This window comes from Streptomyces sp. NPDC048269 (assembly GCF_040652395.1).
Taxonomy (GTDB): Bacteria; Actinomycetota; Actinomycetes; order Streptomycetales; family Streptomycetaceae; genus Streptomyces.
On the sequence record NZ_JBEZLW010000065.1, the window covers coordinates 15,653 to 28,205 of the forward strand.

Consider the following 12,553-nt stretch of genomic DNA (forward strand, 5'->3'; position numbering starts at 1 on the left):
TTCAACCGCGACTTGCTGGGGGCAGTGGCGAGGCGTCGCGAAGGCGCGGGGGCGGTGCGGTTGGCGCGTCTCATGGATTATGGCGAGAGTGATGCCGCCTGAGCCGGACCTTGCCAGAATGGCGAGACACTTGACAGCCGGTTTCGCATTGAAGATGGCAGTTTCCTGGTCGGAAGCCGCAGTAGTGGACGTGCTCAGGTAGAGGGTCGCCGCTGACGATCCTGAAGTTCCCGGCGGGCGGTCGACCAAACGTCTCGAACTCATCGGCCGACAACGGCTGCGGGTCGTGCCCTTCCCACTCGGAGATGGGTGGTTCCGCGGTCAGGCCCTGGACGCTGCGGTATTCAGCTGGCCGACCGTCTCTTTGGGCTTCTTGCCACTCTGCCAGCGAGGCAGCGGTCAGAACCCTGCCTCCGGGCTCCTGCAACCCGACTTGCCGGATCACATAGCCATCGTTGTCCAGTTCGAAGTAGAACCAGACGGTTTCCTCGTCCAGAAACAGCGAACCCAGGTTGTCACGGGTTCACCGCGTCGAAGGGCTCATCGTGCCAGCGCCAGCCAGCGGTGCCGTCGTCATGGATGTGCAGCATGAACTCGGCGACCGGGCCGCCGTCGGGAAACGTCAGGGTGAGTGCACTGCGTATCTGGGTGTAACAGGCATCGGCCCGCTCCCAGTCCTCCTCGTCGACAGCCCACTCCTGCTCACTGAAGAGGGGACGGAACTCTTCAAAACCAGGAAGTGTCGCGACTTCGGCGTGAGTCCAGGGCATATCGGCGCCGGTCAGGGTCAGCCGAGCAATCTCTTGGTCACCGTGGTGGAGCCGCCAGATACTGCCGATGGTCAGGTTCGGGTTGGTCATGTCTCCCATGATGACGATCGACACTGACAGGCGGGGAGTGAGATCACCGCCCCTTCTCGGTCACGGGGACATTCATCTCACGCAGCGGAAGCTAAATCCGGGAGGATGGGCTCCGGCCGGTCAGCACGGCGAACCGTCCCAGTGCATCTGGGGTCCAGTAGCCGACTCGGTTGTCGACTCGGCGGTGTTGGCGCGAGGGGCAGACCAGGGTCGAGAGTTAGCCGATGGTGAGGTGGTTGGCGTCGGCGAGGCGGTTCACGTAGGAGCCGATGGTCTCGCGATGAATTGGCGGTGGCGAGTGCGGCAGGGACCGGAGCCAGGGTGAACGTGTCCGAATCGGGCAGCAGTCCGTCGTCGTCGAGATTACGACGACATCGACGTCACCGTGCGCCCGCAGCGTGTCCCAGGCCACGTTCCGCCCGCCGGACACCCCGAGGTTCTCCGGCAGCTCCACCGTCTCGACGTCCGGCCCGAGCCCGGCGAGCCGGCACCCGTTCCCGACGACGACGATCCGGACCGGCTCGCCGTGCTGGACTCGCACGGAATCGAGCCGGGCGAGCAGTTCGGCGGGACGGGTCCCCCTCGTGATGACGGCAACACCGAGACGCGGACCGGACACGGGCAGCACTCAACGAGCTCGGCATCGACCACCTCTCCCTCAACATCTGGCACAGTCACCACCGCGCTACCGGATGCCGAGACGGCCTGAGAGCCGCGATCGGCCTCTATCCCCGTCCGAGTCGGGGACTGGGGAGGCGGCGACCATCAGGCAGGGACGGCACCCATCAGGCCGCCGTCGATGACAAGGTCCTGACCATTGATGTAGGACGCGTCGGACGAGGCGAGGAACGCCACAGCCGCGGCGACCTCTTCCGGGCGTCCGAAGCGACCGGCGACGATCTGGCTGGTGACGGCCTCTGCCTCGGCTTTGGTCAGCGCGTCGGCGGGGTACATCGGGGTGTCGATGTAGCCGGGGCTGATGGAGTTGACGCGGATACTGCGCGGGGCGAGTCCGGCGGCAAGGGTGCGGGCCAGGTTGTGCACGGCGGCTTTGGTCGCCGAGTAGAGGGTCAGGACGCTGTTGCCCCGGTGGAGGGTCCAGGAGGCGTTGATGACGATCGAGCCTCCGTCCGCCAGCAGCGGCAGTGCCTTTTGGACGGTGAAGAACACGCCCTTGAAGTTGACGTCGATGCCGTGGTCGAAGTCCGGTTCGGTGATGTTCTCGAACGGCAGGAATGTTCCGGTGCCGGCGTTGGCGAAGAGGCCGTCCAGCCGGCCGTGACGGTCCTGGACGGTCTCCATCAGCGCGTCCACTGCGCCGAGGTCGGCGGCATCGGCCACGATCCCCGAGGCGCTCGGGCCGAGCTCCTCGACGGCGGCGTCGATCCGTGCGCGGGTACGGCCGGTGACGATGACGTGGGCGCCTTCGGTGACGAGGCGGTGTGCGGTCGCAAGGCCCATGCCGCTGGTGCCGCCGGTGACGAGGATGGTCTTGTCGGTGAAGCGGTTCATGCCAGGGTTCCCGTCAGGGTTTGCGCGAGGTGGTCGCTGAGGTGGGGCAGCCAGTCGGGCCGCGCATTGCCGAGGAGGTGGTCGCCGTGTGGGACGGGCAGATAGCTGCCGAGCGGTGCCAGTCGGGCCAGGGGTTCACCGTTCGTCACGCCGGGGATGACGTCCTGGTCACCGTCCACGACCAGCAGCGGTGCCGCGATGCGGGGAGCCAGGGCGGTGAGATCCACGTGACGTGCGAACTCGCGGGCGGCGTCGGCTCCTCCGGTCCGCCTGGCCATGATGTCCCGTACTGGCGGGGGAAGTTGTTCCCAGTCAAGGCGGAAGGGGCCGCTGACGGTGGCGACGGCCGCCACGCGCGGCTCCAGCGCCGCTGCGCGGGCCGCGAAATAGCCGCCCAGGCTCAGGCCGACGAGTCCAATGCGTGTGGCGCCAAGGGCGTCGATGACCCGGCCTACGACCCGCTCGTAGTCCGGCGCCAAGGTCGTGGTGGCCGCGAGTACACCCTGTCCGGGGCCGTCCATCGCGAAAACGGCAAGACCCCTGGCCAGCAGCGCGGACACCAAGTCGAGGAACTCCTCCTTGGCCGAGTCCAGGCCCGGGACGACGACCACGGTCTCCGCCGTGTCCGCGGGGCCACGCAGCCAGCCGGTGAATCCCTCGCCGCTCACTCGCCGCGCACCAGGCTCAAGGGCGGTGAGTGCTCTGCTCAAGGCGTGATCCGCCTCGAGGGCGGCCCGAGGTGCTTCCGCGTACGGCGCCAGGGTGGCCAGGTGGAACCACCGGGCTGCCGTCAGCAGGTACTGCCCCGCCGAGACGGATGATCTCGCGTCCTGCGCCCGCTGGAGGTAGTCGTGTCCGACACGCACGAAGGACGGACCCCAGTGGGCGACGGAGGTGAGGCGCTCGGTGACGCGCCGGTACTCGTGCGGGTCCACGCCCGCACCGAGGGCGCGTGTCCACTGGGCGGCGGCGAACTCGGTGGCGTTCATCGTGTTCCCCCGATCAGCAGGACGGCCTTGCCACGTATCCGGCGCTCCCGCAGGTCGACCAGGGTGTCGGCAGTCCGGGCCCAGTCGGCGATGCGGCCGGTCTCCGGGTGCAGCCTGCCCTGTTCCACCAGGCGCACCAGTGTCGAGAGATCGGAGCCATAGGGGGCTCCGGCGTAGTGGAAGTGCTGGATCGTGACGCGCTCGGGTCCGCCGAGCAGTTGGAAGAAGTCGAGGGACACCGGAGTGCGGCTCGCCTGGCCGAACCAGACGAGCATGCCGCCCGGGCGCACCTTCGACACGGCGATCGGCAGATCCGGCCCACCCGTGGACTCCAGCACGACATCAAACGGTCCCTGAGCCGCCGCGACCTCGTGCACCACCTTCGCGCCCAGCTCCACGAGCCGCTCGCCGCGCTCCGGCGTGGCCGTCACCGCGGTCAGCTCGGCGCCCGCGCCGACGGCCAACTCGGTGACGTAGTGGCCGACACCACCCGAGGCGCCGGTCAGCAGCACCCTTCGACCGGCCAGGGAACCCGCCGTCCGCAGCAGCCGCAGGGCAGTGATCCCTGCCAGGGGCAGGGCCGCCGCCCGGGCGCTGTCGATGCCGTCCGGCAGCACCGCGAGCGAGTGCGTGGGCACGGCGGCGTACTCGGCCCAGCCGCCCTGCGCCGGGTGCCCGACCACACGGGTGCCGATGCCGGGTCCGGAGCCGTCGGCTGCCGCCTGTACGACGAGCCCCGCGATGTCTTTGCCGGGCAGCAGCTCCGGCCAGGGGTGTTCGAGAAGGAAGGTCTCGCCCCGGTTCGGCGCGAACGCCTCGATCTTAACGAGTGCCTCACCGGGCTCCGGCACGGGCTGGGGGACCTCGGCGAAGGCGACCGGGCGCTCCGCGTCCCCCGTGGGAATCAGTCTCTGCATGGAGAGGATGCAACCCCCGCGGCTGCCCCTCGATCCAACAACGAACAGGCAAAGCCGACAACGTTTGGTTGTCACCTATGGTGAGGCCATGGATCTCGATGTGGCGCAGGTACGTGCCTTCGTGCGCACCGCCGAGGAACTGCACTTCGGGCGGGCGGCCGGGACGCTCGGCATCTCCCAGCAGGCGCTGTCCAAGAGGATCGCGCGGCTGGAATTTCTGCTCGGCACGGAACTGTTCCAACGCGGGGCCAACGGCGTACGCCTCACCGATGCCGGCCGGCGATTCCTCCCGCCGGCCCGGCAGACCGTGGCCTCCGCCGACGCCGCCGTCGCAGCGGCGGTCGGCCCGGACCGTCCGCTGCGCGTGGACGTCTGGGGGCACCTCTACGCGCCGATGCGGACACTGGCCCAGGTCGCCGGACCAGCCGGGGAACTGACGTTGGGGCACGGGCGCGATCTGCAGTCGGTGACGACGGCACTGCTGCACGGCGACATCGACGCGGCCTTCGGCCGCGTCCACCCCCCCGCTGCCCGCCGGCCTTGCACATCGTCTCGTCCGCCTCGAACCAGTGGACGCCGTACTGAGCGCGAGCCACCCGCTCGCAGCCGAACCAGCGCTGCGACCGGACCAGCTGCACGACAGCGTGCTGTGGGCGCCCAGCGCCCTGGACCGGCTCGACTTCCTCCACCAGTTCGCCAACCGATTTGGCATCCAGAAGACGGCCACAAGCGTCAACCTGGGGCTCACCCACTTCCTCGCCGAGGTAGCGGAGGAGCCACGCCGCTTCTCGCTGGTACCCGCTGATGTGCCGCTGCCAGAGGTCCCCGGGGTGCGCTCCGTCCCCCTGGTCGATCCCACGCCGCTGTACGCCTGGTCGCTGCTGTGGCGCACCGGCAACGGGCACCCAGGGCTGAACGGCCTCGTCACCGCATGCGCGGAGGAAGCAGGACAGAGCCGATGGCTGGAGTACGACCCGACCCGCGACTGGCTGCCCGAACCACCCACGAGCGGTCCCGGTCCCAGATCAGAATGACCCCGTCGAAGCAGGCACCGCCAGACCGGCCGAAGAACCGCCGCGTTTCATGGGTGGTCCCACAATGGCGCGCAGTCAAGGGCCACCAGGCATCTGTCAAGGAGGGGCGTACACCCGAAGTCCATGTGCCGCGACGTGGGTTCGGCATGCTGGGGGTAGGTCTGGGTGTTCTCTCCGGATCGAGAAGTTGAGGCCTCGTTGGATGACCGGTCTGCTCTCTCCTACCATGCTGCTCTCTCGGTCGAGGGTGGCGTTTTCTCTCTCGGTCGAGGGTGGCGTTTTCGCCCCTGGGCATCTGGGTGAGCTGACCCAGGTGGTTCCGTTCGAGCTCGTGGATGCTGTGCTGGAAGAGACGGGCCGCGGCGAAGTGGCAGACCCGGTCGGTGTCCGGCAGCCTGGAGGCGCCGCTGCGCGCGGGCGTCCTCGCTCGGCGACGGCGCGTCCTGCGGGACGACGTCCGAGTACGGGAACGCGCGCCGGCTGAGCTCCCGCATCTCCCGGGTCTGCCGCTCCACCACATCCGATGGCAGTGTCCGCCCGCCGGGCGGGCGGAGCCTCACGGTGCGCGGCGATCGCGCGGCGGTACCCGTCCGGCGCCGGCTCCGTACCAGCTCAGCGGGAGCGGACGGGCTGCCGGGGCGGCGGCATCGGCCCGTGCGGGCACGGCGCCGGGAGGCAGAATCCGCAGGGCGCGCACGACCGTACGGCCCGCCGCAGCATTGGCAGCCGACACGACGCGGGCCTGCTCCAGGCGTGCCATCGTCGCCCAAGCCGACGAGTCGGGGCACACGGTCGGCCGGACTGCGGGTCGAAGCCGACGGCTGCCACGTGCCCGGCGAGGTCGGGGCGATAGCCGCCCACCGCTCCCCCAGGGAGCCGCCGGCGGCCGGGAGCTCCCGCACCCGCTCGATCGGGCCGTGCGGCCGATGAGCTTTCCCGGACGCCGGTCGGACGGGCGGATCAGCGCAGTCCGGCGAAGAGATCGTTCTCGGGTACGGCCGCGCCGGTGGCGTCCTTGACACGTACGAAGGTCTCCATGCCCATCAACTCGCCGAACCTCTCCTTGCCCATCCTGAGGAAGAAGATGTTCTCGCCCTGGCTGGCGTGCGCTGCCAGCGCATCGAACTTCTGACCGCTGAATGCGGTGGTGTCCACCCACGTGGTGATCTCATCGTCGGGGAGGCCGATCTCGGCCATCGCGGCGGCCTCGGCAGGATCCGGCTCCGGCATGTCCTCATGAAACTCGCGCATGATCTCACCGAACCGCTGCATCATCGAGCGGGGCACCGTCGTCCAGTACACCTTCGGTGTCAGCGCGGTCATCTCCAGCGCCGCCATCGTGATGCGGTGGGCCTGGATGTGGTCGGGGTGGCCGTAGAAGCCGTTCTCGTCGTAGGTGACGACCACATCGGGTCGGTAGTGCCGCATGAGTTCCGCAAGTCGGGCGGCGCCTTCCTCCACGGGGGTCTGCCAGAAGGATCCGGGGGCGTCGTTGCTCGGCCAGCCCATCATCCCGGAGTCGGCATAGTCCAGCATCTCCAGATCGCTGACCTTCAGGACGTCACAGCTCGCCTCGAGTTCCTGACGGCGCATCAAGGTGACGGTCGCCGGATCGTGCCCGGGATCGCCCGGCTTGACACCCCCCGGTCCGTCACCGCAACGGCCGTCGGTACACGTCACGAGAACCGTGCGGATGCCTTCCGCCGCGTACCGCGCGAGGACCCCTCCGGTTCCGGTGGCCTCGTCGTCGGGGTGGGCGTGCACTGCCATGAGCGTCAAGGGCCGGTCAGTCATGAAACAGTCCTCCTGCAGAATTACTTCTTGGTCCGAGTACGCGGCGGGCTTACCGCGATCCTGGGGGCCCGGGTTCTGGTGGGGCGGACGACCTTGTGGTCTCCGTGTTCCCCGCCCGCGGCGCCGGTCCCTCGGTCGATGCAACCGCGCCGACCGGACCGGCTGTTCCCGGCGCGGCCGCTTGGCCTTCCAGAAGCCTCCGGCAAAGAGGTTGACGACGCAACCGAGCTGCGCGATCTCGATGTCGAGGTCGTCGATCAGGTCCTCCAGCTGCTCGCTCAGCATGTCGTACGCGTCGGCGGAGGTGTCCTCGGCCTGTACGGGCCACGCCAGCGCAGCAGGAGATCAGTCTGCGCCGGCACAGGACATGTGCAGGCCTGCGTCATCCAAGTGGGCGTTCCGCAACCGGCCATGGGCTGGTCGGTTGAATACACATGCTTGCCCCCCGATGTCCGCCGTCTCAGGTGAGCCTCGCGGTACCTTCGCACCCATCCCTGCTGCTGAAGGAGGAGCCATGACATATCTGGCTCGCCTTCCGTTGGCGAGCAGCGGCCGGGGCGGAGGGACAGAACTCACAGCCGATCTGCAGGCTGCGCTCACCTCGGTCACCGAGGCGGCGAGCACCACTCGACCAGCTGCGCAAGGCGGCACTGACGGCGTCACGGTCGAGGGCGGCGTCCGTCTCGCCGTCACAGCTGGGGCCGGGGTCACGAAGGGCAGCACCAACTGCCACTTGAAAATGACCATGAACTTGCACAAGAACGGCGGCTGACCGGATGAACGTCACGCTAAGGGCCGTGGCCCAAGTCCTCGGACAGCAGGATGAGGTGTGCGGGGCCGGTTTCCTGGTGGCCGAGGACGTCCTCGTCACCTGCGCACACGTCGTCCGCGCCGCCGGTAGCGAGCCCGGGCGCAGCGTACGGCTGATGTTCCCGTATGCGGACGGCGCGCACCCGGTCGAGGGGGTAGTCCTGGAGGAACCGTGGCGGGATCCGCAGTCCGAGGACGTCGCCGTGATCCGCCTCGGCCGCACGGTGCCCGGCACGCATGTGCCACCCCTCGGCTCTGCCGCCGGCACCGGGGGCCACGAGGTGAGCTCGTACGGCTTTCCCTCACAGGCTCCGGGGAGCGGGCACTGGGGTTACGGGAAGGCCGGCGATCTTCTGCCTGCCTCCGAGAACCGTGGCGAGCACCTTCAGCTGACCGATGCCAATGACCTGACCACCGGGTTCAGCGGCGGTCCGGTGGTCGACCAGGTGACCGGACTGGTCATCGGCATGGTCACCGAGATCACCGCCCCCGATGTCCACGCAAGGGGCCAGGGCATCGCGTACGCCACTCCCGTGCAGGTGCTGCGGCGGATCTGGCCCGCCCTGACCCCGCAGGACGTGTGTCCGTACCGGGGGCTGGAGCCGTTCACGGCGAACCAGGCGCAGTGGTTCCAGGGCCGACGGGACGCCGTGCGCCAAGTCCTCGCCGGCCTGGCCGAGCAGCAGCGCGTGGCCCTGCTGCTCGGCCCCTCGGGCTCCGGCAAGTCGTCGTTGATCCAGGCCGGGGCGCTGCCGGCACTGGCGGCGGGCGAACTGCCGGGAAGTGACCGCTGGCTGCACGTACTGCTGCGGCCCGGACAGGATCTGGCAGCCGAGGTCGAGCGCGCGGGGCTGCCCGGGGCCGGTACCGAGGGGATCGCGGAGGCCGTTACCCGCAGGCTCGCGGCCGAGCCCGGGCATCAGCGCGTCGTCCTCGTGATCGACCAGTTCGAAGAGCTCCTTGCCCAACCAGATTGCGGCCTCGCAGCGGACACCCTCACGACCGCGATCGCCTCGCATGCCGCGCTGAGCGTGATCCTGGTCATGCGCGACGACTTCTACCCGCAGCTGGCCGCGGTCGCCCCCGAGTTGCTGGAGGCGGCGCTGCCGGGCCTTCTCAACGTGCCGGGCACGCTGAGCCGGGACGACCTGCAGGACATCATCGAGCTCCCCGCCCGTAGCGTGGGCGCCCGCTTCGAAACCGGTCTCTCCGAACAGATCATCACCGATGTACTGGCGGCCGCTCCGGAGGGTACGGCACGCGGCAGGGCGCCGGTCACCGTGCTGCCCCTGCTGGAACTGACACTCAAGGAGCTGTGGGAACGGCGCCACGACGGATGTCTCACTCACGACGCGTACCGGCGCGTGGGCGGCGTGACCGGGAGTCTGACCACATGGTGTGACACCGCGCTCAACCGGATTCCGCAGGATCACCAGCCCATCGCCCAGCGCATCCTGACCTCGCTCGTACGCCCCGACGACCCCCGCCACAACATCCCCGCCGTGCGTGCGCAGGTCCCCCTGCGGGACCTCCGCGACCTGGCTTCCGGTCCGTACGGTGCACCGGGCGCCGCTGGGGGGCGCAACGACGGCGGTGGGCCGGGCGACAGCGATGCCGTCGACACGGTCCTTGCCGCGCTGACCCGGCACCGCATCGTCATCACCCGGACACCGGAGGGATCGTCGGCCGAGCCTGTGGCCGAGCTGATCCACGACGCGCTGATCCGGGACTGGAACACATTGCGCAAGTGGGTGGCACAGGACCGCCAGTTCCAGGAGTGGTTCGCACGGGTCCGCGAGCAGCAGACCCATTGGACCGATGGGAAGAACGAGGAGGACCTGCTCGCGGGCACGGCACTTGCGGAGGGGCTCGAATGGTCGGAGCAGCGTCGGCTGCCGCCCGATATCACCGAGTTCCTCAGAGCCGGCAAGCGCCGTCAGCAGGCCGCCATCCGTCGCAGCCGACGACTCAACGCGATCCTCGCCTCTCTGCTCGTCGTGGCCCTCATCGCGGGGGCAGGCGCCCTCTGGCAGTGGCGCACCGCCGAGACTCAGCGGCGGGAAGCCCTGTCCCGCCAGCTCGCAGGCCAGTCCGACACCCTCATCACGACCAACGCCACCCTGGCTTCGCTGCTCGCCGTACAGGCTTACCGCACCAGCCCCACGACGGAAGCGGCCCACAGCCTGCAGAACGCCGCGGCGATTCCGCTGCGGCGCAGCCTGCCCGGCCACAGCGACCGCGTGACCAAGGTGACCTTCAGCCCCGACGGCTCCACCCTTGCCAGCAGCAGCGCCGATCGGACCGTGCGCCTGTGGGACGCGGACACCGGCAGACCCGGCCCCATCCTCAAGGGACACGCCGATCAAGTGTGGTCCGTATCTTTCAGCCCCGACGGCCGTACCGTCGCCACCGGCAGCCTCGACGGCACCGTCCGCCTGTGGGACGCGTACACCGGAGTGTCCCGCCGCACCCTCCATGGCCACACTGGCGCTGTGCGGTCCGTGGCCTTCAGCCCCGACCGTCGCACTCTCGCCACCAGCGGCGACGACGCGATCGTGCGCCTGTGGGACCTTGGGAGCGGCAAGCCCCGGGCCATGCTGGAAGGGCACTCAGGCGCCGTGTGGTCCGCGGTGTTCAGCCCAAATGGCCGCTTGGTCGCGACCGGCAGTCTCGACCATTCGGTGCGCGTATGGGACGCGGAGACCAGCAAGCTCCGAGCCGGCCCGTTCCTACAGCCCGGTGAGGTGCATACCGTGGCGTTCGGCCGCGACAACCGAAGCCTCGCCACCTCGAACCACACGGACACCCTCGTGCGACTGTGGGACGTCGAGACCGGAAAGCAGAGCCGCAACCCGCTTGAAAGCTACGACAGCATCACGGAGTCGGTGGCCTTCAGCCCGGACGGCCGTACCCTCGCCACCGGTATGCAGGACGGCACGGCACTGCTGCGCGACGTGGCCACGGACACAATCCTCGCCTTCCAACCCGGACACACCGACACGGTCTGGTCGGTGGCGTTCAGTCCCGACGGCCACACGCTCGCGACTGGTAGCGATGCCACCGTGCGCCTGTGGGACGTGGCCGCCGGAACGAACCAGGCGACACTGGTCGGCCACACCGAAAAGGTCGTGAAGGTGGTGTTCGACTCTTCCGGTCGCACCCTTGCCACCGGCAGCCTCGACGGCACCGTGCGCTTGTGGGACATGACCTCACACACGAGCCAAGCCCCCCTCAAAGCCAGCGACCTGGTGGGAGCAGTGGCGTTCAGCCCTGATAGACACACCCTCGCTACGGGCAGCATTGACGGCAATGTCGAGCTGTGGGATGTGCGAACCCGTAAGAGACGGGCGATCATGTCAGCACATACAGGGCAGGTCGTGTCGGTAGCCTTCAGGTACGACGGGCGCGTCGTAGCCACCGGCGGCGGAAACAGCGTGAGGCAGTGGGATGCGGACACTGGCAAAGAGATCCGAGCCCCGCTGCGGATCAAGAGCAACGCCCTGACCTCGGTGACCGCAGTGGCTTACAGCCCCGACGGAAAGACACTGGCTGTGACCGACCTGGACAATTCCGTATACCTGTACGAGGCCACCACTGGTGCCCCAGGTGCCGAGCTCAAGGGGCACAGCGGACCGGTGTACGCGGTGGCATTCAGCCCCGACGGCCTCACCATGGCCACCGGCAGCGAGGACACCACGGTGCGCCTTTGGGACGTGGCCAGTAGAAAGGGCCTGGCCACCCTCACCCGACACACCGGGCCGGTGTACGCGGTGGCATTCGGACTCGACCGGCGCACTCTCGCCAGCGGCAGCGGCGACGGAACAACAGTGCTGTGGGACGTGCCCACCCGCAAGGCCCGCGAGACTCTGTCCCAGTTCGACAGCGTGCACGCGGTGGCGCTCAGCCCCGACGGTCACACGCTCGCCACCGGGAGTGCGGACGGCACCGCCCGCCTATGGGACATCCATTTGCCCCCGCCAGCTGCAGCGATTCGAAAGATCTGCCAGGCCGTCAACCGCGACCTCACAGCGGAGGAACGAGCGGCATACCTCCCAGATCAGAAGGCCGCCCCTGTATGTCCTGGCGGGTGAACGGAGGCTCGGCCTCTGGCCCACACCAGGCCGGAACGGCTTGTTCATGGATGAGACCACGGCGCACGGGCTGCCGAGGACGCCGGACATGCGCTGTTGCCGCAGCGGGCACGCAAAGCGTGCAGCTTGCCCGGAGCTACCGTAGGCGCCCGAACAGGCTTGCGGTAGCGGCCAGGCCCGAACTGGCATCCGCCGCGTCCTACTGCACCCAGCGGTTGGTTCCGGACCGGCCGATGTCCAGGCCGAGAGGCGCGGTCAGGGTCGTCCCGCTGTTCCAAAAGCCGAGAAAGTCGACGTCGACGAGGACCAGGTCGTGGCGGGCGGCGAAGGTGCGGGCCTGTTTGGTGAACTTGCAGGAAGCGACGAAGAGCGGGATGTCCGCACCATGTTCGCTGCAGGCCGTGCCGTTGAACTTCTGCAGGTCCGGGCTACCGACGGTGTGGTGCTTGGCCTAAGGGTTGTCCCGTAACTGCTGGTCACAGGTGAGATGATCTTGCTGTGGCTGGTGTGATCACGGCGTCGGAGCCGTCTTGGATAGCCCCGTTC

Annotated in this window: 7 protein-coding genes and 3 pseudogenes; 3 read left to right on the forward strand and 7 right to left on the reverse strand. The window is 68.8% G+C overall.

Features of this window, described 5'->3' with window-relative positions; translation table 11 throughout:
- Window positions 1-515: 515 nt before the first annotated feature.
- From AB0D48_RS34720 to AB0D48_RS34740, 5 genes and pseudogenes are all read right to left on the reverse strand, one after another.
- Complete coding sequence (locus tag AB0D48_RS34720) at window positions 516-860, reverse strand: hypothetical protein (protein WP_362406417.1); 345 nt, start codon at window positions 858-860, stop codon at window positions 516-518.
- Window positions 861-1,183: 323 nt separating this feature from the next.
- A pseudogene (locus AB0D48_RS34725) lies at window positions 1,184-1,479 on the reverse strand (glycosyltransferase family 2 protein); the annotation flags it as partial.
- Between the two features lie 146 nt (window positions 1,480-1,625).
- Window positions 1,626-2,372: an SDR family oxidoreductase gene (locus tag AB0D48_RS34730; RefSeq protein ID WP_362406420.1), complete on the reverse strand. Its 747-nt coding sequence runs from the start codon at window positions 2,370-2,372 to the stop codon at window positions 1,626-1,628.
- Window positions 2,369-3,361, reverse strand: a complete 993-nt coding sequence (locus AB0D48_RS34735) for an alpha/beta fold hydrolase (protein ID WP_362406423.1) — start codon at window positions 3,359-3,361, stop codon at window positions 2,369-2,371. Before AB0D48_RS34735 ends, AB0D48_RS34730 begins: the two co-directional genes overlap by 4 nt.
- A complete protein-coding gene (locus tag AB0D48_RS34740) occupies window positions 3,358-4,278 on the reverse strand; it encodes a zinc-binding dehydrogenase (RefSeq protein ID WP_362406426.1) in 921 nt (306 codons plus the stop codon). The genes AB0D48_RS34735 and AB0D48_RS34740 overlap by 4 nt, the downstream gene beginning before the upstream one ends.
- An 88-nt stretch (window positions 4,279-4,366) precedes the next feature.
- On the opposite strand from AB0D48_RS34740, the pseudogene AB0D48_RS34745 reads away from it, so the two are divergent.
- A pseudogene (locus tag AB0D48_RS34745) lies at window positions 4,367-5,312 on the forward strand (LysR family transcriptional regulator).
- Between the two features lie 960 nt (window positions 5,313-6,272).
- Here the strand turns inward: AB0D48_RS34745 and AB0D48_RS34750 are convergent.
- Window positions 6,273-7,106, reverse strand: a complete 834-nt coding sequence (locus AB0D48_RS34750) for a PIG-L family deacetylase (RefSeq protein WP_362406429.1) — start codon at window positions 7,104-7,106, stop codon at window positions 6,273-6,275.
- 514 nt (window positions 7,107-7,620) lie between these two features.
- Between AB0D48_RS34750 and AB0D48_RS34755 the strand changes: the two genes are divergently transcribed.
- Together AB0D48_RS34755 and AB0D48_RS34760 are read left to right on the forward strand one after the other, a co-directional pair.
- Window positions 7,621-7,878: a CU044_2847 family protein gene (locus tag AB0D48_RS34755; RefSeq protein WP_362406432.1), complete on the forward strand. Its 258-nt coding sequence runs from the start codon at window positions 7,621-7,623 to the stop codon at window positions 7,876-7,878.
- 4 nt (window positions 7,879-7,882) lie between these two features.
- Entirely contained in the window at window positions 7,883-12,007 is a 4,125-nt protein-coding gene (locus tag AB0D48_RS34760) for a trypsin-like peptidase domain-containing protein (RefSeq protein WP_362406435.1), read from the forward strand.
- Between the two features lie 199 nt (window positions 12,008-12,206).
- Here the strand turns inward: AB0D48_RS34760 and AB0D48_RS34765 are convergent.
- Window positions 12,207-12,437: pseudogene (locus tag AB0D48_RS34765) on the reverse strand (restriction endonuclease); the annotation flags it as partial.
- Window positions 12,438-12,553: the final 116 nt, after the last annotated feature.

What these genes read in the sequence shown, in the direction of transcription:
- AB0D48_RS34720 (WP_362406417.1), bottom strand. Translation starts at nt 860, where the DNA reads ATGACCAACCCGAACCTGACCATCGGCAGTATCTGGCGGCTCCACCAC.
- AB0D48_RS34730 (WP_362406420.1), bottom strand. Translation starts at nt 2,372, where the DNA reads ATGAACCGCTTCACCGACAAGACCATCCTCGTCACCGGCGGCACCAGC.
- AB0D48_RS34735 (WP_362406423.1), bottom strand. Translation starts at nt 3,361, where the DNA reads ATGAACGCCACCGAGTTCGCCGCCGCCCAGTGGACACGCGCCCTCGGT.
- AB0D48_RS34740 (WP_362406426.1), bottom strand. Translation starts at nt 4,278, where the DNA reads ATGCAGAGACTGATTCCCACGGGGGACGCGGAGCGCCCGGTCGCCTTC.
- AB0D48_RS34750 (WP_362406429.1), bottom strand. Translation starts at nt 7,106, where the DNA reads ATGACTGACCGGCCCTTGACGCTCATGGCAGTGCACGCCCACCCCGAC.
- AB0D48_RS34755 (WP_362406432.1), top strand. Translation starts at nt 7,621, where the DNA reads ATGACATATCTGGCTCGCCTTCCGTTGGCGAGCAGCGGCCGGGGCGGA.
- AB0D48_RS34760 (WP_362406435.1), top strand. Translation starts at nt 7,883, where the DNA reads ATGAACGTCACGCTAAGGGCCGTGGCCCAAGTCCTCGGACAGCAGGAT.